This window comes from Thalassolituus sp. UBA3500, from assembly GCF_002377545.1.
Taxonomy (GTDB): Bacteria; Pseudomonadota; Gammaproteobacteria; order Pseudomonadales; family Oceanobacteraceae; genus Thalassolituus.
Genome location: NZ_DFQB01000060.1, coordinates 234,451 through 255,804, shown reverse-complemented (window position 1 = coordinate 255,804; position 21,354 = coordinate 234,451). Strand labels below are relative to the sequence as shown.

Genomic DNA, 21,354 nt, shown 5'->3' with positions numbered 1-21,354 from the left:
TTTTAAGGCAACAAAAAAGGCGCCGCAGCGCCTTTTTAAGATTGGTCAGAGCGTCAGCTCTTCTCAATCTGTTTGGTAATGACGTACTGCTGTGCAATCGAGAGTACGTTGTTCACTACCCAGTACAGTACCAGACCTGCAGGGAACCACAGGAAGAATACGGTAAAGATTACTGGCATCAGCTGCATAACACGCGCCTGCATAGGATCTGGCGGTGTTGGGTTCAGCTTAAACTGGATGAACATAGACGCACCCATCAGCAATGGCAGGATGAACAGCGGATCTTTGATCGAGAGGTCTTCAATCCAGAGGAAAAAAGGCGCCTGACGCAGTTCTACCGATTCCATCAGTACCCAATACAGGGCAATGAACACCGGCATCTGAACCAAAATCGGCAAACAACCACTGAGTGGATTGATCTTCTCGGTCTTGTAGAGCTTCATCATCTCCTGACCGAGTTTCTCGCGGTTATCACCGTAACGCTCTTTGATCTCGGCCATCTTCGGCGCCACTTTGCGCATGTTCGCCATTGAACGGTACGACATCGCCGACAGCTTGAAGAACACGAGCTTAATCAGAACCGTCAGCAGGATGATTGCTACACCCCAGTTGCCAACAAAGTCATGGATGTTATCCAGCAACCAGAACAACGGCTGCGCCACCCACCAGAGGATGCCGTAGTCGATCACCAAATTCAGGTTTGGTGCGATTTCTTCCAGACGTTCCTGGATCTTAGGGCCAGTGTAGAGCTGAGCACCCATGGTCGCGGTTTCGCCTGGCGCTACGCTGACTGAGTTGTCGTAGAAACCAAAAATATAGTTTCCTTTAACGTAACGACCATTGTAGGTGTGCTGTTGATCCTGTGCCGGAATCCAGGCTGATACAAAATAGTGTTGCAGAATGGCAGCCCACCCACCTTCTTCAACGCTTTTGAATTTGCCTTCTTCGAGGTCATCGAAGCTTACTTTCTGATAACGCTCTTCACTCGTGGTCAGTGCCGCACCCAGGTATGCCTGCATACCCATGCTGCTTGACTGGGAAGGGTCATCAGAACCGTCACGCTTCAGCTGTGCGTAAAACGCACCCTGCCATGGCTCCTGCGAGATGTTGCGTACTTTGTAACGCACATCCATCAGGTATTCGCCACGCGTAAAGGTGAAGATTTTTTCTACGTAGGCTTTTTCAGACTGGTGAGTCAGCACGACTTCGAGTGTGTCTTCGCCTTCGTTCAGCGTGTATTCAGTGTTTTCAGTGCTGTACAGAGCACCGTTGTTTTTGTCGATGCCGTCACGTCCAACCAGACCGCTTTGTGCGATAAAGAGACGTGCGTTACTGTTTTCAAGCAGGGTAAACGGAACGTCTTTTTGCTTAATCGACTTTGAATACTTAGGTAAACGAACCGACACAACCTGGCCACCCTTAGGGTTGATCTCTAGATTAAGAACATCGGTCTGTACGGTAATGACATCACCAGTGGGGGCAGCAACTTCTGGCATATCAGCGGCGCTGACTGCTGGCTGATCACTGACATCAGGAACGTCAGCATCAACAGCTTCTGACATGTCTGGGGTATCAGAACCAAATTCTGGTGCTGACTCTGTGCTGGTTTCAGCAACAGGGGTAGTAACGTTCTCGATTCCGTAATCCTGATTCCAGGCAAGAATCAGCATGTAAGAGGAGATCGCAAGACCTGCATATATGACTAAACGGCGGATATCCATGATCAGGGTTTCCGTTGGCAACAATGAGTGGAATGAGTATGTGTTTCCAGATCTGGTACCAGATCAACGCCGTGACCACCCCATGGATGACAACGGCCAATGCGGCGAAGTGCAAGCCAGCCTCCACGGATCAGACCGTAGCGACGTATAGCTTCTTCGGCATAAGAAGAACATGTGGGGTAGAACCGACAGCGGCTGGGAAGCATCGGACTAATGGCGTACCGATAAACAGAAATGAGCATCAGGGCAATCCTGGCCACGGGATTAACGCCGCGGTTTGCGTTTTCTGCCTTGGTGTTTGCCATGGGGTTTCTTCAGTCTGAACCAGAGGCTGTCGATCATCTCACGAATCTGCTGATTGTCCAGCTGAACGATGCCCGAACGTGCCAATATGACAAAGTCATGGCTGGCGAGATCATGCTGATGCTGTCGGAATGACTCACGTATCAGGCGTTTTACCCGATTGCGATCGACCGCGAGCTTTAGCTGTTTTTTCGCCAGAACAAAACCGACACGAGGTCGGTCAAGTTCGTTCGGTGCAGCCAGTACCAGAAGGTGAGGCGTGCTACCACGCAGAGCCGTGTTATCGAAAACACGTTTGAATTCTGCCGGTTTCAGCAGCCGTAAATTTTTACGGAAGCACGTATCCGGCATATTTCTCTCTGCGCAGATCAGTTACAGCAATTAAGCAGCGAGGCTGTGACGGCCTTTAGCGCGACGACGAGCCAGAACCTGACGGCCGTTTTTGGTTGCCATGCGGGCACGGAAACCATGAGTACGCTTGCGCTTCAGTACGCTTGGTTGAAATGTACGTTTCATATCATCACCCAGTTAGTGTGAACAGCCCAACAGTCAGGGCAATTTTTAGGGGCGGGAATTGTATGCAAAAGAAACGTTTAAAGCAACGCCAAGATAGCTTTGTTTATGAACTTTCTGAAAAACCTGAAGACCGGTCATTCTGATGAATATTTATGTTTTAAGTACTGATGATGTGTGATGAAGAAGAGAAGAAATCTGAAGTTATTATTAAAACGGTCGCTTAATTCTGTTGATAAGTCGAAAAACCCTTTAATTTTCAATTGATTATCTCATAAATAACTCTGCGGATAAGCCCGGTAAACATTGTCTGGAAGTTGGGTTCATCTGGTGGACGAAATCATGGGTTATGCACAGTGATGACCGGATCGCGAGTTGTTCACAATTTCATTCACCCCTTAAAAGACAAGCTGTTAAGAGACTTATCCACAGATCAGGCGGTAACTTTGTTCATCAGAATGACGTATTTCTGTGGATAACCGGTACTTCCTCGGGTAGTATGTCCGTCTTCTTTATAGCTATTTATTTCTACGTCAGGATCAGAGGTGCATGTGACGGGTTTGTGGGAAGACTGCCTGGGGTATCTGCAGCATGAGTTACCCGCACAGCAATACAACACATGGATTCGTCCTCTGACCGCGAGCGCTGATAATGGGCAGCTTGTTCTGAGTGCGCCTAACCGGTTTGTAAAAGACTGGGTAAGAGATAAATACCTGCAACGCATTCAGGAAATCATTTCAGATCTTAATGGCGGCTTGCTCACGCACGTGAATATAGTGGCGGGTGAGTCACGCCCTATGTTTCAGCGTCCGACAACACCGCCGCCTCGTCCAGAACCTCGTTCTATAAAAGACGACACGATGAGCTTTGCCGCACCAAGAGAGCCAGTATCAAAAATTGAAACTGCCCCATTGGGTGGTTCTTATAATGCAGAGCCAATGGCTTTCGCCGAAGATACTGCGCCATCAGCGGCGGAGCTTGCTGTGGTAAATCCGGTTTCTGAACCTGCGCCTGTGGCTCCGACGCCACCCCCCAAAAGAAAGGTGCAGGTAGAAGGTGGCTTGCAGCATCAGAGTTTCCTGAATCAGAATTTTACGTTTGATAGCTTTGTTGAGGGTAAGTCGAACCAGTTAGCCCATGCAGCGGCGAAGCAGGTTTCTGACAATCCGGGCGGATCGTACAACCCACTCTTTATATATGGTGGTGTTGGTCTGGGTAAGACTCACTTAATGCACGCGGTTGGTAATTACTTACAAACCAAGAACAAGAACGCTCGTGTTCTATACGTTCATTCTGAGCGTTTTGTTCAGGATATGGTGAAAGCACTCCAGCTGGGTGCGATTAACGAGTTTAAGCGCTTCTATCGCAGCCTAGATGCCCTACTGATTGATGATATTCAGTTTTTCGCCGGTAAAGAGCGCTCTCAGGAAGAGTTCTTCCATACCTTTAATGCCTTGTTAGAGGGTGGTCAGCAGATGATTCTGACTTGCGATCGCTATCCGAAAGAGATCGCTGGGCTGGAAGAGCGTCTGAAGTCTCGTTTCGGCTGGGGTCTGACGGTTGCCGTCGAGCCGCCTGAATTAGAAACCCGTGTTGCTATCTTAATGAAGAAAGCCGAGCAGACAGGTATGAATCTCCCGGATGATGCTGCTTTCTTTATTGCTCAGAAAATTCGTTCGAATGTGCGTGAGTTGGAAGGGGCACTGAAACGTGTCGCTGCAAACGCTCAGTTCACGGGCAGTGAAATCACCTTACCTTTTATTAAAGAGTCGCTGAAAGATTTGCTGGCGCTCCAGGATAAACAGGTCAGTGTTGAAAATATTCAACGTACGGTCGCAGAGTATTACAAAATCAAGATGTCTGATTTATTATCTAAGCGCCGTACACGCTCGATTGCGCGACCTCGCCAGGTTGCTATGGCATTGAGCAAAGAACTGACAAATCACAGCCTGCCCGAAATAGGCGAGCTGTTTGGCGGGCGTGACCACACGACTGTGTTGCATGCGTGCCGTAAGATTAAAGAATTGCAGGAATCCAGTGCTGATGTGCGGGAAGATTATAAGAACCTGCTGCGCTTACTGACAACCTAACGCCTGTTAGCTCAGGCTCCGGACCGAGTGGAGAACCATGAAATTCGTAATATCCAGGGAAGCCCTTCTGCGCCCACTGCAATTGGTAGCAGGTGTTGTAGAAAAGCGTCAGACTCTGCCAGTACTTTCAAACGTATTGCTTGAAATTGAAGGTCAGCAACTGTCGCTCACAGGTACCGACCTTGAAGTTGAGCTGGTAGGCCGGGTCACTCTTGATGAAGTTGGTCAGGAAGGTGCGATTACGGTTCCAGCGAAGAAGCTGATGGATATCTGTCGCTCTCTGCCGGACGGTGCTCAAATTGAGATCGAACAGGACGAAGCGCGCGTTAATGTTCGCTCGGGTCGTTCGCGTTTTACGCTTTCAACACTGCCTGCGACTGAATTCCCGAATGTGGATGCGATCGCCGACGAGCAGTCGTTCTCTCTGCCACAAGCCAGTCTGCGCCACATTATTGATCGCTCAAGCTTTGCCATGGCACAGCAGGATGTTCGTTACTACCTGAACGGCATGCTGATGGAAGTCACTGCAGACAGCCTGCGCGCTGTAGCGACCGACGGCCATCGTCTGGCGACCTGTGTTACTGAAGTATCTGGCCTTGCTGAAACCCGTCAGATCATTCTGCCGCGTAAAGGTGTACTGGAGATGGCGAAGCTGCTGACTGATCCAGAAGCCAGCGTAAGCCTGTCTTTGAGTGCTAATCACCTGCGCGCTCAGACTGAAGAGTTTACCTTCACCTCGAAGCTGGTTGATGGCAAGTTCCCGGATTACAGCCGGGTGATTCCGAAGGGCGGTAATAACGTGGTTCTGGCTGATCGTACGGATCTGCGTCAGGTGTTTAACCGTACTGCGATTCTTTCTAATGAAAAGTACCGTGGTGTTCGCCTGGTGTTGGGTACCGATACGCTTCAGGTGTTTGCAAACAACCCAGAGCAGGAAGAAGCAGAAGAAACCACAGCGGTTGAGTATCAGGGCGACGCGCTTGAGATCGGCTTTAACGTTTCTTACCTGCAAGATGTTCTTGGCGTTATTTCGACCGAACAGGTTAAGTTTACTCTGTCAGATGCAAACAGCAGTGCATTGATCGAAGAGCCAGACAGCTCTGATGCGATGTATGTTGTTATGCCGATGCGTCTGTAGTCTCAGGCGTTTCTGATTTATGCCAGTCAGGCATCTCAGGATCAGTGGTGTGCGCAATCTGCAGCCACTGATCTTTGATCCCCACCCCCACGTCAATTTTATATACGGAGACAACGGCTCTGGCAAAACCAGCATTCTCGAAGGAATTGCTGTGATGGCCTCCGGCAAGTCATTCCGTACTAATCAGCTTAAACACGTACTTGCTCATGATAACGATCGAATGGAAATGCGTTTTTCCATTGAAGATCCCGACATGGGTGATTGTGAGATGGAATCACTGCGCCTGAAAGCAGGGGATCATCTTCTTAAGCTGAACGGCTCTGTTTTGACCAGTCAGGCTGAAGCTGCACACTGGTTGCCTGTTCAGATCATTGAACCTAACACATTCAAGTTGTTGTCAGGGTCTCCTGAAGAGCGCAGAGCGTTTATTGATTGGGGTGTGTTCCACGTGGAACAAAGTTTCATGGAACAATGGAAAACTTTCAGAAAGCACCTCAAGCAAAGGAACGCTGTACTTAAGCAGAAAGAGGAAGAATGGCTCGATGTTTGGAACGCTGGCTTCATCGAAGCAGCGGAACACATTGATAATGAACGCCAGGCCTATCTGAAGCGCTTTAAACCAGAATTTGAACGAATATTGAACGAGCTAGATCCTTCAATATCTGTCACACTGGCTTACTATCCAGGCTGGGAGAAAGACTCCCGCCTAGCTGACGTACTTAATCGTCAGCAAGAGCGCGATATGACGCTTGGATATACCCAGTCAGGCCCCCATCGGGCCGAGCTTCGCATTAAGTGCGATAAACAACCAGCTTCTGAGATATTGTCTCGGGGGCAACAGAAAACTGTAGTGTCTGCGCTTAAAATCGCGCAGGGATCTCTCTTTCAGCAGGAGAGCGGCCGAAGAACCATCTATTTAGTGGATGATCTTGCGTCTGAGCTCGACGAAAAGCACCGTTTTGCTTTATGCAAACTGCTGGAAGATTTAAAATGTCAGGTCTTTATAACCAGCATCGACAAAGAAAAATTAACCGATGTCTGGCAGCCAGTCGCCAGTAAAGTGTTCCACGTGGAACATGGCAAATTAGAGGAATGCACCGAATGAGTGATCAGAGTTACGATTCGTCCAGTATTAAGGTACTTAAAGGCCTCGATGCGGTACGGAAGCGTCCAGGGATGTATATCGGCGATACCGATGACGGTACCGGCCTCCACCATATGGTGTTCGAGGTTGTCGATAACTCCATTGACGAGGCGCTCGCTGGTCACTGTGACACGGTAGAAGTTGTTATCCACCAGGATAACTCCATTACTGTCTCCGATAACGGCCGTGGTATTCCTACTGAGATCCACGAAGAAGAGGGTGTCTCGGCCGCGGAAGTTATTCTGACGGTACTGCATGCTGGCGGTAAGTTTGATGATAACTCTTATAAGGTATCAGGCGGCCTGCACGGTGTAGGTGTGTCAGTGGTCAATGCGCTTTCTGAGAAAGTGAAACTGACCATCCGTCGTGGCGGTAAGCTGTACGAACAGGAATACACCCACGGTGTGCCAGACTATCCACTGAAGGAAGTCGGTGTTTCAGACACTACGGGTACGGCACTGACCTTCCTGCCGTCGAAAGAAACCTTCACCAAAACAGAATTCAGCTACGACTACCTGGCCAAGCGTCTGCGTGAACTGTCATTCCTGAACTCTGGTGTGCGCATTCATATGAAGGATGAGCGCTCGGATAAAGAAGATGTTTTTGAGTTTGAAGGCGGTCTTGGTTCGTTTGTCGGCTTCCTGAATGAGGGCAAAACGCCGGTCAGCGAAGTGTTTCACTTCCTTACTGAACAACGCGATGATGGTATCGGTGTTGAGGTAGCCATGCAGTGGAATGATGGCTTCCAGGAAAGCATCCACTGCTATACCAACAACATTCCACAGCGCGACGGTGGTACCCATTTAGCAGGCTTCCGCGCGGCTCTGACGCGCTCTCTGAATGGCTATATCACCCAGGAAGGCCTGGATAAGAAAGCCAAGGTATCGACCACAGGTGATGACGCCCGTGAAGGTCTGACAGCGATTATCTCGGTGAAAGTACCTGATCCTAAGTTCAGCTCCCAAACCAAAGATAAGCTGGTTTCCAGCGAAGTTAAGCCTGCTGTCGAGCAGGAAATGGGGCGTCAGTTCCAGGACTTCCTGTTGGAGAACCCGCAGCAGGCCAAAGAACTTGTTGGCAAAATGATTGATGCCGCCCGCGCTCGTGAAGCAGCGCGTAAGGCTCGTGAAATGACCCGTCGTAAGGGTGCCCTCGATATCGCAGGTCTACCGGGGAAGCTGGCAGACTGTCAGGAGAAAGACCCGGCTCTTTCTGAAGTCTACCTGGTGGAGGGTGACTCTGCGGGTGGTTCTGCGAAGCAGGGCCGTGACCGCCGGAGCCAGGCGATTCTGCCTCTTAAAGGTAAGATCCTTAACGTCGAGAAAGCGCGCTTCGATAAGATGCTATCTTCGGCTGAAGTCGGCACCCTGATTACCGCGTTGGGTTGCGGTATCGGCCGTGAAGAGTTTGACCCGGATAAGCTGCGTTATCACCGCATTATTATCATGACCGATGCTGACGTCGATGGTGCGCACATTCGTACGCTTCTGTTGACCTTCTTCTTCCGTCAGATGCCTGAAATCATTGAACGTGGCCACGTTTATATCGCTCAGCCACCGCTGTATAAGATTAAGCGTGGTAAGCAAGAGCAGTACATTAAAGACGAAGAAGCGATGGAGAGCTACCTCACTCACATCGCTCTTGAGAAAGCGGCTCTGCACCCATCTGAGGGCGCTCCAGCCATCTCTGACGAAGCTTTCGCTCAGATTGTAGATCAGTATCGCTCTGCACAGGAAACAGTCGACCGTATGTCGAACGTTGTCCGTAAAGAGATCCTGCATCTGATGCTGACATTGCCACGCGTAACCACGGACATGATGGGCAGCGAAGCCGCCATGAACGAATGGGTAGGTAAACTGCGAGAACAGCTTCCGGATGCTGGTCGTAGTGGCTCACACTTTGAGGTCGCGACTGTTAAAGACCCAGAGCGCGATAACTACAACGTTGACGTTAAGGTCATCACTCACGGTATGGCGCGTGACTATATTCTTGATGTCGATTTCTTCGGTGGTAACGGCTACAACAAACTTGCCAGCATGAGTGAGAAGCTGGCCGATACCCTCGAAGAGGGCGCTTACATTCAGCGTGGTGAGCGTGTGCACATGATCGACGATTTCTGGGATGCGGTTAAGTGGCTGCTCCACGAAGCTCAGAAAGGCTTTAACATTCAGCGCTACAAAGGTCTGGGTGAGATGAACCCGGAACAGCTTTGGGAAACCACCATGGACCCAGAGACCCGCCGTATGCTTCAGGTAACCATCGAAGACGCCATTGGCGCCGACAAGATGTTTACTACCCTGATGGGAGACGACGTAGAGCCGCGTCGTGCCTTCATTGAAGCGAACGCACTGAACGTCGCAAATCTGGATTTCTGATCCGCTGTGTCTCTGTGTTCCACGTGGAACACAGAGAGGTCGCTGAGATCAAGCTCAGAGAACGTCTCTAAAAAAGCCCCGCCTGATATGTGTCAGCTGGGGCTTTTTATTGAGCAAGGAGAGTATAAAAATGGAAGTCAGTTTCGGGAGATGCGTCCGCTGCAAACACAGTATGCGGAATAGAATTGGAGTATTGAACTTCCGCTGGAAGCAAGGCGGGGGTGTCAGGTGCCCCCACTGTAAACTTGCTTATGTCTCTGGGTACGACCTGCCTTTCCCTATCGGGCCTATTTACTGGCTATGTTGGGTAGGTCTTTTGGTTGTATTAAACGTTGGAGGTTTTATTGGGCTGTTGCTTTTCACTTCGGTATTTCTATTGATACAGCTATATCTTTCCCCGGTAGTGTCCTATCGATCTTTACGAAAGTGACAGGGCTATTTGATACCTCGTACTCCTGCCACCCCCTGGTAACTTCTGAATACATCCTTTTGCCACAAGGTCAGCCAGATGCCTGGTGGCCGTGGCTTTGCTCACCTTGGCGACCTTCTGGTACTGAGCTGCACTGATACCGTGTTCGAATCCTTTTGATCCGCCGTCTAACAGACGGTTTAGTACTTTACGCTGTTCTGTAGACAGTGGTGTATCACGAAAGGTCTGCCAGAAGCGGGCTTTAGCGATAGTTCGGTCGATCTGGTCTATGGCGTTGTCGACTGAGGTCAGCAGGGTGTCGAGAAACCACTGACACCATTCGGTGATGTCTGATCCCCGTTCGTGGTCGCGGTACCACTGAGCCGTCTCAAGAGCGTTGTAATATTCGGAGCGCTTATTCAGTATCGCAACTGACATGGCAAACAGCCGGACACTTTTTGCATCGGCCTGAGCCAGAGCCATATCGGTTATTGCCCGGGTCAGGCGGCCGTTGCCGTCGTCGAACGGGTGCAGGGTTACAAACCAGAGGTGTGCAGTCGCAGCTCGCAGGAGCGGATCAGCGTCCTGACAATTAGCATCTTGGTTAAACCAGTCGCAAAAACGTTGGAGTTGTGATTCAAGGCCATCTCTGGGGGGCGCTTCGAAATGCACTTTCTGGCGATCAAGTCGGCCACTGACAACTTGCATGGGTTCAGGGCCTCTTAGCTGCCCGACTCTGATTTTCTGAGTAATTGATAACTCGGACTCAGGAAAGAGAAGTTTCTGCCAGTAGCACAGGCGCTCTTGCGTCATGGGCGAGTCCAGATTCGTGAGCGCGTCTATTAATAGTTCAGCTAACCCTTCCGAACGATCACTGACGGGGTAGGGCTCTGCTTCGCTGATGCCCAGATGTCTTGCAAGAGATGAACGCACGGAGCTTGCGTTGAGCTCCTCGCCTTCAATGGCTGACGATGCCAGAAGATTCTGCAACAGTGTGTCTAAGGCCTGGTCGTCGGAGTTGGCGCTGACACTTTGTTTGCCCTGTAGCAGACCAATGCGTTTGTGGCACTCACGCAGCAGCGGCTGGAGAGCGTTGTTGTCCCAGTAGAATTCGGTCCATTGGTTGTTCTGCCATATCCAGCGCTGTTGCATAGTGCGATCTCAATCTGGTTATTCGATAAGCCGATTAGGCGATATAATCGGCTCATACTATGAGCCGAATAATAGGCTTTATTCGGCTCAAAGTCACATCTACGGCAAAATGCGGTCGGTGGTTGTGCCGACAACGTCCGCAGTGGCGCGTGAGGACATGCCTTAGCCATTGAGAAAAGCGCCTTCCTCAGTAATGATGAAGACAAGCAGGTGGGCTTGTGTGGCCGCTCAACGGGTTTTTAAAGCAAAGGAGTTGTCGTATGTGCATTCAATGCAGTGTTGGCGCTGAGGGCGTAAATATGAAGTCTGACGTGCGTATCGTTCAGGCGGCGTTGAACCAGGCTCTGAGTCCAGAGAAACCCTTGGTTGTTGACGGCCTGATTGGCCCGGCAACCATCAGTGTGATTGATGCATTTCAGCGCGGAGCTGTGGGGCTTAACCGGCCTGATGGGCGGGTTGATCCGAACGGCCGTACATTGCGTACTCTGAAAGACCTTCAACCGAAGGCGTTCTCGAGTGATTGTCTGGCAGCGGTGATGCCGACGGCACCTCTGTCAAAAATTGAAACGTATTATCCACTGATGCAGAGCGCTTCAGAACAGGACGAAAGTGTCTCTGGCGCCCGTCGTCTGGCACATTTTCTCGCTCAGATCGGACATGAGAGTTTGTCGCTTTATTACACAGAAGAGCTGGCTTCAGGTAAGGCTTACGAGGGGCGTTCGGATCTGGGCAATACGGAACCCGGTGATGGTGTACGCTTTAAGGGACGCGGTCTGATTCAGCTGACAGGGCGTTATAACTACGAGAAGTATGCCGAGTACGCTGGAATAGATACGTCCCAGCCAGATTGGCCTGAACTCTTGTCCACTCCAGAACATGCGTTGAAGGTGAGTCTCTGGTTCTGGGACACCCGGCATTTGCAGGAGAAAGCCGATCAGGATGATCTGCTGGGTATTACACGCCGGGTCAATGGTGGTTACAACGGCCTGTCTGATCGACAGGCTTATCTGCAGCGAGCCAAGTTCTTTCTCGAGTAGGGCCGGTTTTCGGGTTGATCAGGCTGCGCGATAGGCTTCTATTTCGGCCTTCCATTTCTCGATCAGTTCGCGGTTATCGTGATCTTCCGGGTGAAAATCGTCGCGGTAGAAATCTTTGAATGGCTCTTTAATGCAGGTGAACATGCCGTTTTCACCAAACAGCATTCCCCACGCCTCTTTGGTCTGTGCCCAGCTCGGCATCCGTCGTGCCGCCCAAAGAAGGTAAATCGTGCGACCCATGGTCAGAGTAGGGAAGAGCACTGCAATGGCGCGCATGATACGCAGCAGGGTCTTACGCTGACCGCCGGTGGCCATGTACACATCGAAAGCGACAGACTTGTGTTCAATTTCTTCGATGGCGTGCCAGATCATCATGTATTTGATGGAAGGGTGCATGCCCTCAAGCTGTTTGGGGTGAGTAAGTACATACTCAGCAACGATAGCTGTAATGTGCTCCAGGCAGACCGTTGCCGCCAGGCGCTCGCGCTTTGAGCGCTTGGCGTTGAGCAGAGCAATCGCTTTTTCGACGCGTTTTTCGATGTTTTGTGCCTTCCAGCCAAGCGATTCCAGCTTTTCATTGGCGAGCTTGTGCTGATTGGTATGGTGAGCTTCCTGGCGGGTGAAGTTTTTAACGTTCTCAAGTAATTGCGGATCAGTCACGCGGTCTTTGTAGTGACGCACTGATTCAATAAACATCTGCTCGCCCGGAGGGAAGGTGCCCGAGAGCACGGCAATGAACGCAGTAAGAATCGGATTGCCACGGTACCAGTCCATGGTATCGACCTGATCGAAGCTGAAATCCATACGTCGAACTTCAATGCCGTTGGTTGATTCTGTCTGGGGCATGCTGATCTCGGCGGTGGTAGTCATGGCCTTCTCCTGCGCAGATAGTTAAAGTCTCGTACCAGTTATAGCCAAGATCGCCGGCATGTCACAATGACTTGTTAGCCTGAGATAAGCGGCATTATGGCCACTCGGGGTGAACCCCGCGCCGATTCACTGGTCGATACGTTCATAATTTTGTTGGAGAACACTATGCGTCTACTGGCTGTGTGCCTGTTGTTACTTTCATCCTGTGCTGTGTGGGCAGTGCCTGCTTCACCTGCGTCATCCGGTAGCTCCAGCGATGGCAAGGCGGTCGACAGAGAAGCGGTTAAAAATCTGATTGGTACTCTCGAAAGTGAAACAGAGCGGCAGGACCTGATTCAGAAACTTGAGCTGATGCTTGAGGCCGAGCCAGAACAGAAGCCCGAGCTGGCGTCTGTCTTTGGGCTGGATAGTACCGGTTCTGGGGTATTGAGCGAATTCACGGCACTGACCGAAAGCTATGGGCTGCCCGAGAACATCATTGGTGATGTGCTGGCGTTCGGTGTAACTACCTTATTGGTGTTGCTGGGTATTTTTCTGAATGGTTACCTGAGTCGGTTTCTGGATAAGCGCATGAAGCGTATACGTAAGCGCTTGCATTGGGATAAGGAACGCTTCAGTTCCATTTTTACTATTCAGCGTGCCATCGGTTATGCGGTCGGTCTGATTCTGGTGGGTTATGCAGCACTCGACGTCGTAGCGGTGTATTTTGGTGAAGAGAGTATGACAGGGCTGGGTAGCCTGTTAGGTACTGTACTGTCGATCTCGCTTGCTGCGCTGGTTTTTGCTTCGATCTGGGAGGGTGTGAATGCCTTACTGGAGTCGTTAATGTTCCGCCACGAGCGCCTCAACAGCTCGCGTTTTCAGACGATCACTCCAATTATCCGCAATATCCTGTTGATTACTCTGTCACTGCTGTCGGTGATGGTGATTCTCTCAGAGGTGGGTATCAACATTATGCCGTTACTGGCCGGTGCCGGTGTCTTGGGTATTGCTGTCGGTTTTGGTGCGCAGACTCTGGTGAAGGATTTTCTGACCGGGTTGACCGTCGTCTTTGAGGATCTGTTGCAGATCGGTGATGTCATCAAGATTAATGATCACTTTGGGCTGGTTGAGAAGATCACGCTGAGGAAGATTCAGATGCGCGACCTCGATGGTACTGTCCATACGATTCCGTTCGGTGAAGTGTCGATCATCTCCAACCTGACCAAAGACTTCAGCTATTACCTGATGGATGTGGGTGTGGCATACCGTGAGAACACGGATGAAGTGGTGGCCATCATGCGCGAGGTGGATGAAGACTTGCGCGCAGACAAAGACTTCCAGGATCGGATTCTGGAGCCCCTGGAGGTGCTGGGTGTTGACCAGTTTGCCGACAGCGCGGTGATGATTAAGGCACGGATCAAAACCAAGCCGATTCAGCAGTGGAATGTTGGCCGTGAGTTTAATCGCCGCATGAAGATAGCCTTTGATGAGCGGAATATCGAAATCCCATTCCCACATCAGACTATCTACTTCGGTGAAGATAAGCAGGGCAAGGCGCCGAATGCGAATGTTCGCTTAGTCGAAGAAGTGGAAAAGCGTGCTGAAGAAGCCGCAGGTAAAGAACGGGCAATAAAGGATGCTGAGGGCTCGGGCACTCCGAGTGCAAGTTCCAGTTCAGACAGCGGCGATAATTAAGCCGCTGAGCAGAGCAGAAAACGAAGGTCGGTCAGCCGACCTTCGGCTCGCGCGGCCCAAAGAAATACCAGGCGATCAGGCCTGCAACCGGCAGTAACAGGATCGCTGCAATCCAGGCAGCTTTAACGCCCAGAGTCGTGCGCGCCTGAACGGTATTAAGGATGGCGTAGATATCGCCAATCAGAATCAGAATGCCAAAAATACCACCCACTTCAATCACCATAACGCCCCCTTGTATGTCCCCTGGTGAATAGCGTTGAGCATCATATCATGCAGAGTGTTGCAGTTATCAGAAACGTTTTCCGCTGGTGAGTTCAGTAATAACAGTACCGTCAAATGGCGTTGCAGAAATGTTGTCGACGCGTTGATTTATCCACTCCTCACATTGCTGATGAAGCAGCTTAGTTGGTAAGTCTTTACTATCAAGTGGAGCCCCTACAACCAATGTGATTGTTCCGGGGTAACGTATCCAGTGGTGGTTTGGCCAGAAGTCTCCGGCGTTATGAGCCACGGGAATTACAGGCGCCTTGACGCGGCTGGCGAGCATGCTGCCCCCTTTAGAAAACGCTTTGCGTGCGCCTGCGGGGACACGACTCCCTTCGGGGAATATCAACACATGAAAGCCGTTGTTGAGTCGTTTTGTACCTTGCTTAACAAGCTCTTTGAGTGCTGTTGTGCGCTGCGACCGATCGATTGTGATTGGCCCCATCATGGCGAGATACCATCCGAAAATTGGAACTCGTGTCAGCTCTTTTTTGATGACCTGGACTTGCGGTGGTAACAACGCGGGAAGCATAAAGGTTTCCCAGCTGCTTTGGTGTTTGGCCACGATAATGGAAGGCCGTGATGGTAACTCACCTTCGTAGATGACTTTCCAGCGCAGGCCCAGAAGCAGGCGAGCGGACCAGACACAGGCAATACAGAATGGTCGGCCAATGAGACGATGCCGCGCGGGCAGGTCCATCAATGGTGAAATAATCAGAGCAGGCAAAATCCAGATAAGCGTGAGTAAGGTCATCCAGACCATAAAGATGATGGTGCGGCAGGCGGCGAGTAATTCAGAGCGAGCAGTGGTCTCAGGCAATCGTTTACCCCTCAGGAGTGTGAACAGCACTTATCCCAGAGTACGGCGAAAGCGATCGGCTGAAAAGTAGCGATTTGCTATCTGGCGCCGGCTTTGTCAGGGTTATATGGCACTCCGCGTTGAGAGGGGTGCCCTGGACCCTACAAACCGGAGTGTTGAATGAATCTCGAACGAAAAGGCCTGCAGGCAACATTACTCATGCCTGTTGCTGTGCCTACCATCATTGTTGCGGCCCTGCTGATTATTGGCACGGTCAGCAATCCTGAAGCAGCAGGGAATCTGTTCAGCAGTATGCTGGGCTGGATTACTCAGACCTTTGGCTGGTTCTACATGTTAGCGACGGCGATCTTTCTTATCTTTATTCTGGTGGTGGGCTTCAGTAATTGGGGTAATATCAGATTGGGTTCCGACCATGCTGAGCCCGAGTATTCTTTTCCCGCCTGGTTCGCCATGTTGTTCTCAGCGGGCTACGGCATAGCACTGCTGTTCTTTGGTGTGGCCGAGCCCGTACTCCATTATTCGACGCCTCCGGCCGGGGCAGCAGAGACTGTGCCCGCCGCAAAAGAAGCCATGCAGATTGCGTATTTTCATTGGGGTCTGCATATCTGGGGTATTTATGGCCTCATGGGGTTAGTGTTGGCTTACTTCGCCTACAGGCACGGCCTTCCCTTATCTGTACGTTCTGCGCTGTATCCTTTGATTGGTGATCGAATCCACGGCTGGGCAGGGCATATTGTTGATACCTTTGCTGTTCTGGGGACTATGTTCGGCCTTGCCACAACGCTGGGTTTATCCGTTTCTCAGATCAATGCAGGTATTAATTATCTCTGGCCAGCGATTCCGGTAAGCACAACAGTACAGGTGATCGCCATTGCGGTGATTACTCTGGCAGCGACGGCGTCTGTAGTCGCGGGTATGGATAAGGGGATTAAGAACCTGTCGATGTTGAATATGGGGCTGGCTGTTTTTCTGATGGCCGTTGTTTTCGCTGTGGGGCCAAGCGTTCATATTCTTAATACCTTGCTGCAGAACACCGGGGCGTATCTGGGTGGTGTTGTCGAGCGCACTTTCAACATGCAGGCCTACACACACAGTGACTGGATTGGTAACTGGACGCTGTTTATCTTTGCCTGGACGATTGCCTGGGCGCCTTTTGTGGGCCTCTTTATCGCGAAGATCAGCCGTGGCCGTACTATTCGTCAGTTTGTATTCGGCGTACTGGCGGTACCGACTCTGTTCACCTTCCTCTGGTTCGCCATCTTTGGTGATACCGCACTGCACCTTATTATGGAGCAGGGCAAAGAGGCGCTGATTGGCGAAGTACAATCTAACCATGCCGTGGCACTGTTTGAATTCTATGATCGCTTGCCGATGTCCTTTTTCCTGTCGATCATTACGGTCTTCCTGATCATTACGTTCTTTGTGACTTCATCGGACTCGGGTTCTCTGGTGGTTGATTCACTGGCGTCTGGCGGCTTGCTCGAGACACCGGTCTGGCAGCGTGTGTTTTGGGCTTTCCTTGAGGGGGGCATAGCGGCAGCTTTGCTGTTGGCTGGCGGCTTAAGTGCATTGCAGACCATGACGATCGTCAGTGCATTACCGTTTGGCATCATTATGTTGCTGGCGGTTGCTGGTCTCTGGCGTGCATTGGTCATCGAAGGGCACCGGGATAGTTCGATTAACGCAATCACACCTGTGCGTCCACACAGCCAGGGAGGCGACTGGCGTAAACGCCTGAATGGCATGATGAAATTCCCCGGTGCCAATAAGGTCGAGAAATACATCGAAGGCGTTGTCACACCGGCGCTGGAAGAAGTCAGTGAAGAGTTACGTTCTCATGGCTGGGACGTGCGCGTCAGCGGTGCTATAGGGGAGGTCTCTATGTCGCTTGTCAGAGAGGGCGTGGATGAGTTCTTCTATCAGGTAAAAGCCACAGAGCATGACGCCCCGGATTATCGGCCAGCGGGTGCAAAGTCGGCGACCTTCTGGCGTGCCGATGTGCACCTGAGCCATGGTTCACTCGGCTACGACCTGTTTGGGTGCAGCAAAGAAGAGGTGATCCGGGACCTGGTTGACCACCTTGAGCAATACCTCAACTTTATTGAGGCTGCGCCGGGCACCCTACCGTGGGAACCGGTCGGCAACTAAGGTTGATTGGCGATAAGCCAATTAACAAACGTGGCCAGGTCGTCAAACACGGGAGCCTGAGCGAGTGAAGGGTGAGAAGTGAGTTTGTGCTCACTTTTCTCACCTTTACCGGTTCGTACAAGCGCGGTATTACAGCCCGCCGCCGCACCGGCTTCCAGATCGCGGATGGAGTCGCCAACTATCCAGGCCCCTTCTGCTGATACCTTCAATGCATCTTCGATCTGATGAATTAAGCCGGGCAGTGGCTTACGGCAGTCGCAGTGGTCATCTGGGCCGTGCGGGCAGAATGCAATATGCGCAAATTCGCCGCCCTCAGCAGCCGCAAGCTTGATCATTTTATCATGCATGGCATCAAGGTCGGCCTGCGAGAAGTAACCGCGCGCCAGGCCGCTCTGGTTAGTGGCTACAGCGACGGTGTAGCCTGAGTCGCACAGCCTGCCTACCGCTTCTGCGCTGCCCGGCAGCGGAATCCACTCATCAACCGACTTAATGTAAGCGTCGGAATCCTGATTAAGGACGCCATCGCGATCAAGGATGATGAGTTTCATAGAAAAGCTCCGGGCCGTGGTTAAACAAAGCCTGGAGTATAACGGAAGTCGCAAGGTCGTGACGGCATTAGACACTTATGGTCATGGGCTATCTGATGGCGTACGTCTGTCGCCACTGTCATATCCCGACACATGGCTAGCTACGAATCCGGCTATAAAGTAAGCCTCCTTCTGCTAACCTCATGGTCCCCACACCCCCATCACGTCATAAAGGAAGATGGATATGGATATAACAATGATAAAACGGCTTATGGCAGTGACCGCATGCAGTTCTGCGTTATTGCTGGCAGCTTGCGGAGAATCCCCGAAAGAAGGCGTAGCAACCACCGATTCAATCATCGATTCAACCAGGAATGGCACCTGTACTGGAACTTATCCAAGTTATTGGCAGGACCCGGCATTTCAGGATCAATGGGTCGGTCAGAAAGTCAGTAACGTTCCTCCGGCTGATTGGACAGGGCCTGTGTATCAGCTGTCGGATGATTTCCCGCGCTCTCCGGTGGACGACGCGGCAAGCCAGCAATGGCGTGACAGTAAGTTCGATGCGTTATTCGAAGAGGGCACGTCTCAGGAAGAAAAAGCGAAGCTGGCATACGAATATGGCTGGCTGGTGATGGAGTATATCCAGGAAGGCAATGTTAATCAGGGCGCAGGTATTGAAGACTGGGATGTCTGTAACAACAAGGTTCGCCCTTGGTACAACATTCCATATCAAACCTATGATCCCGCGAGTGGACGTGAATTTACGCACGGCCTGACACGTGAAGCACCAGTGACCTTCTCAACCCCTCAGGGTGACAAGGCCAGCACCATGTGGGCGGTGGGTTTCTTTAATGCCACGGCTGCTTACACTCTGGGTACTGTCTGGCAGGCGGATGGGACCGCTAAGATTCCGCAGGATGATATTAGCTTTGACGAAGGCGCGGTCATTGGTAAGCCATTGTTCAACACGCTCAGCCCTGAGTTGCTGCCCGTGATGGAAAATCTGCCGAGCTGGGACGCGAACATCTCTGACCCGACTTTCTGTAGCTGCACGCCCGCCAACGGCAAAGAATGTACGCTGATCGAAGAAAGCCAGCAGTGTCCACGCAGCACTTCTGAGTGGGGGAATGTCACCCTGCTGCAATTCGATTTCGCGGTAAAAGACAGCCGTGCCCAGGGTACGCAATGGGTATTTGGTACCTTTGTCGCCGATGGCCAGCGTAAAGCCGACGTTGAAGACCCGTGGAAGCGAATTGCACTGCTCGGTGTTATGTGGGGTAACGACACGCCACCTGAAGGTCAGCTTGCTTACAATCACCCGGTTGATGTGAAAATCAATGGATTTCAGGAGGAAGTTATCTTCTGGGATACCGTTGATGAACTGAACAAATACGGCGGTGATGATGTGATGAAACAGATGGGGCACCTGGGTTGTAACTATCGTCTGAACGGCCCGGCGGATAACGCCAACAGCTCGTGTATGTCGTGTCACGGTACGGCGTCTGTGCCCGATAAAAACCTGACGACTCCGCCACTGCTGTCCCAATTTTCTGCACTGACCAAAGAATGCGTCACGCCAAATGCGGCTAACCCGACTGTGGGTAAAGATCGTAGCGGTGCAGCAGCCACCGTGAATAACGGCATTGGTTTCGCAGAAATAGACAGCATTTACTTTGCGAATACACCGGCGGCTGAACCGTTCAACATGACCGTCGAAACAGGCTCTGGCCCGGTCAATATTATGGGCGAGGGCGTACCCGCTTATGACAGCGGACGCACCAGTTGGATATCTCTGGATTATTCACTTCAGTTGTCTATTTCACTGACCCAGTGGATGCAGTGGCAGGACCACAGTGACGATCCGGTTGAAGGCCGCATTCATATGAAAGAAATCCGTCGCGGTTATCCGGCGGGTGTTGGACATAAAGCGGAGTAATTTAATTTCACTCTAAATAAAAAGCCCGGCCATCATAGATGGTCGGGCTTTTTTATTAGGTTACTTCAGGATGCCCAGTTTTGATTGCCAGCACCGAACGTTGAAGAGGCTGCTCCTTTTATATTGCGTGCCATTCCGCACAGGCTGGCGGCTTTACCAGCAATAACTACGACGCCACCGGCAATAGCCAGTGCAGAACCCAGACCTGCTGGGCTTGAAGCCGCCAGCTCGACAAGTTTCTGCACACTTTCGACACCGGCTTCACCCGCAAAGTGAGCGCCAGCACCGGTGAAAGCAACCGCACCTGCCGCTTTACTAATTTCTTTCAGTGCATCGTTGCGAGCGTCTGGATTATGTAGAACATCATTCTTATTAAGGTTCACATCGACAAAACTCATACCGACGGACTTACAGATCGCTTCCAGATCTTTTTTACTCGTGTGGCGTCCACGAGGGTTTGAAAAGAAAACATCCTGATTGCCCATACCTTTCTGCGCAGTGATGATATCGCTGGCAACTGGGTTCGCTTTGATAAAGCGCAGTGCCTGTACGAATGTGCCGCAGCCTTCTCCGTGGATCAGCCACTTCATGCTCTTACTCTGCTTCTGCGCATGCTGAATCATCGAGACAAGGCTTTGAATATGTTCTTTACTGGTGAATTCGTTGTTCAGCCAAAACAGGGAATAATGGTTACCTCGTTGGCGAGCATCTGAGAGTGCGTTACTGCCTTTTATGTAGGCTTTTTCAATATGAACACCCATCATTCGCCCAGCTCGCTCTTTGTTTTCGAACTTTCCTGAAATGGCAGCGACATGAGCATTATTTGACCAAGCGTGATCTAAATCCATTGCAGTAGAAGGGCTTGAGCTTTCAGATACTTCCCAACTATCACCTTCCCACCGTGGCTTGTAAATACCCGGGGTTCTGGCTGAAATGTGAGCATCATTTTTAAAGCTGATCAGGTTGATGAATATATCTTTCCGGTCAGCACTGGTCGTGTACGAGAAGCTGAATGCACCGATGCTCGCTTTGGGAGCGACCGTTTTATCTCCAACGGCCAGGCGTAATACCGCTCTTAAAAGTGTGGTTTCATAGTAGTTACCGACGTGGGAGTTCTTTATTGCCTCCCACGATGCTTTTTGGCTTTCCGGAATGTGCACATTGTGTGCGATTCCAGATTCATGGCTACTGAATATCTGAGCGTATCCGGCCTTACTAACTGTCATA

18 protein-coding genes are annotated in these 21,354 nt (G+C 51.1%); 8 read left to right on the top strand and 10 right to left on the bottom strand.

The genetic code is table 11. The features are described from left to right. Nucleotides 1-53 precede the first annotated feature (53 nt). From yidC to rpmH, 4 genes are read right to left on the bottom strand one after another with little or no spacing between them, the layout of a single operon-like run. Complete coding sequence (gene yidC, locus B2R29_RS16625) at nt 54-1,721, bottom strand: membrane protein insertase YidC (protein ID WP_301182083.1); 1,668 nt, start codon at nt 1,719-1,721, stop codon at nt 54-56. Between the two features lie 2 nt (nt 1,722-1,723). Beyond that, nucleotides 1,724-1,963: a membrane protein insertion efficiency factor YidD gene (yidD, locus tag B2R29_RS16620; protein ID WP_349678009.1), complete on the bottom strand. Its 240-nt coding sequence runs from the start codon at nt 1,961-1,963 to the stop codon at nt 1,724-1,726. A 22-nt stretch (nt 1,964-1,985) separates the two neighbouring features. After that, nucleotides 1,986-2,375 carry a ribonuclease P protein component gene (rnpA, locus tag B2R29_RS16615; RefSeq protein ID WP_301182082.1) on the bottom strand — a complete coding sequence of 130 codons (390 nt, stop codon included), beginning with the start codon at nt 2,373-2,375 and terminating at the stop codon, nt 1,986-1,988. A 30-nt stretch (nt 2,376-2,405) separates the two neighbouring features. Beyond that, entirely contained in the window at nt 2,406-2,540 is a 135-nt protein-coding gene (gene rpmH, locus B2R29_RS16610) for a 50S ribosomal protein L34 (protein WP_068435451.1), read from the bottom strand. A gap of 548 nt (nt 2,541-3,088) precedes the next feature. Here rpmH and dnaA point away from each other — a divergent pair. The 4 genes from dnaA to gyrB are packed head-to-tail and all read left to right on the top strand — an operon-like array spanning nt 3,089 to nt 9,284. Next, nucleotides 3,089-4,627 carry a chromosomal replication initiator protein DnaA gene (gene dnaA, locus B2R29_RS16605; protein WP_374047300.1) on the top strand — a complete coding sequence of 513 codons (1,539 nt, stop codon included), beginning with the start codon at nt 3,089-3,091 and terminating at the stop codon, nt 4,625-4,627. 37 nt (nt 4,628-4,664) lie between these two features. After that, complete coding sequence (gene dnaN, locus B2R29_RS16600) at nt 4,665-5,765, top strand: DNA polymerase III subunit beta (protein WP_301182080.1); 1,101 nt, start codon at nt 4,665-4,667, stop codon at nt 5,763-5,765. Nucleotides 5,766-5,784: 19 nt separating this feature from the next. Further along, nucleotides 5,785-6,870, top strand: coding sequence for a DNA replication/repair protein RecF (gene recF / locus B2R29_RS16595; protein WP_301182079.1), 1,086 nt, complete (start codon nt 5,785-5,787; stop codon nt 6,868-6,870). After that, on the top strand, nt 6,867-9,284 hold the full coding sequence (gene gyrB, locus B2R29_RS16590) for a DNA topoisomerase (ATP-hydrolyzing) subunit B (RefSeq protein WP_301182078.1): 2,418 nt from the start codon (nt 6,867-6,869) through the stop codon (nt 9,282-9,284). The genes recF and gyrB overlap by 4 nt, the downstream gene beginning before the upstream one ends. A gap of 418 nt (nt 9,285-9,702) precedes the next feature. Here the strand turns inward: gyrB and B2R29_RS16585 are convergent, their stop codons facing one another. Beyond that, nucleotides 9,703-10,845 (bottom strand): Fic family protein, encoded by a 1,143-nt coding sequence (locus tag B2R29_RS16585; RefSeq protein ID WP_301182077.1) that lies wholly within the window; start codon nt 10,843-10,845, stop codon nt 9,703-9,705. A gap of 260 nt (nt 10,846-11,105) precedes the next feature. Here B2R29_RS16585 and B2R29_RS16580 point away from each other — a divergent pair, with 260 nt between their 5' ends. Further along, nucleotides 11,106-11,882, top strand: coding sequence for a peptidoglycan-binding protein (locus B2R29_RS16580; RefSeq protein ID WP_301182076.1), 777 nt, complete (start codon nt 11,106-11,108; stop codon nt 11,880-11,882). 18 nt (nt 11,883-11,900) lie between these two features. On the opposite strand, the gene B2R29_RS16575 is transcribed toward B2R29_RS16580, so the two are convergent. Then, nucleotides 11,901-12,752 carry a metal-dependent hydrolase gene (locus B2R29_RS16575; protein WP_301182075.1) on the bottom strand — a complete coding sequence of 284 codons (852 nt, stop codon included), beginning with the start codon at nt 12,750-12,752 and terminating at the stop codon, nt 11,901-11,903. Between the two features lie 165 nt (nt 12,753-12,917). On the opposite strand from B2R29_RS16575, the gene B2R29_RS16570 reads away from it, so the two are divergent. Continuing rightward, nucleotides 12,918-14,429 (top strand): mechanosensitive ion channel family protein, encoded by a 1,512-nt coding sequence (locus B2R29_RS16570; RefSeq protein WP_301182074.1) that lies wholly within the window; start codon nt 12,918-12,920, stop codon nt 14,427-14,429. Nucleotides 14,430-14,460: 31 nt separating this feature from the next. Here the strand turns inward: B2R29_RS16570 and B2R29_RS16565 are convergent, their stop codons facing one another. Together B2R29_RS16565 and B2R29_RS16560 are read right to left on the bottom strand one after the other, a co-directional pair. Then, the gene (locus tag B2R29_RS16565; protein WP_301182073.1) at nt 14,461-14,652 is read right to left on the bottom strand and encodes a PLDc N-terminal domain-containing protein; all 192 of its coding nucleotides are present in this window, start codon (nt 14,650-14,652) and stop codon (nt 14,461-14,463) included. Between the two features lie 66 nt (nt 14,653-14,718). Then, complete coding sequence (locus B2R29_RS16560; RefSeq protein ID WP_301182072.1) at nt 14,719-15,513, bottom strand: lysophospholipid acyltransferase family protein; 795 nt, start codon at nt 15,511-15,513, stop codon at nt 14,719-14,721. Nucleotides 15,514-15,672: 159 nt separating this feature from the next. On the opposite strand from B2R29_RS16560, the gene B2R29_RS16555 reads away from it, so the two are divergent. After that, nucleotides 15,673-17,661 (top strand): BCCT family transporter, encoded by a 1,989-nt coding sequence (locus tag B2R29_RS16555; protein WP_301182071.1) that lies wholly within the window; start codon nt 15,673-15,675, stop codon nt 17,659-17,661. On the opposite strand, the gene gmhB is transcribed toward B2R29_RS16555, so the two are convergent. Continuing rightward, nucleotides 17,658-18,209: a D-glycero-beta-D-manno-heptose 1,7-bisphosphate 7-phosphatase gene (gene gmhB / locus B2R29_RS16550; RefSeq protein ID WP_301182070.1), complete on the bottom strand. Its 552-nt coding sequence runs from the start codon at nt 18,207-18,209 to the stop codon at nt 17,658-17,660. The two genes, B2R29_RS16555 and gmhB, sit on opposite strands and share 4 nt — an antisense overlap. A 223-nt stretch (nt 18,210-18,432) precedes the next feature. Here gmhB and B2R29_RS16545 point away from each other — a divergent pair, with 223 nt between their 5' ends. Beyond that, on the top strand, nt 18,433-20,127 hold the full coding sequence (locus B2R29_RS16545) for a hypothetical protein (RefSeq protein WP_301182069.1): 1,695 nt from the start codon (nt 18,433-18,435) through the stop codon (nt 20,125-20,127). A gap of 65 nt (nt 20,128-20,192) precedes the next feature. Here the strand turns inward: B2R29_RS16545 and B2R29_RS16540 are convergent, their stop codons facing one another. Further along, the gene (locus B2R29_RS16540; RefSeq protein WP_301182068.1) at nt 20,193-21,353 is read right to left on the bottom strand and encodes a hypothetical protein; all 1,161 of its coding nucleotides are present in this window, start codon (nt 21,351-21,353) and stop codon (nt 20,193-20,195) included. Nucleotide 21,354: the final 1 nt, after the last annotated feature.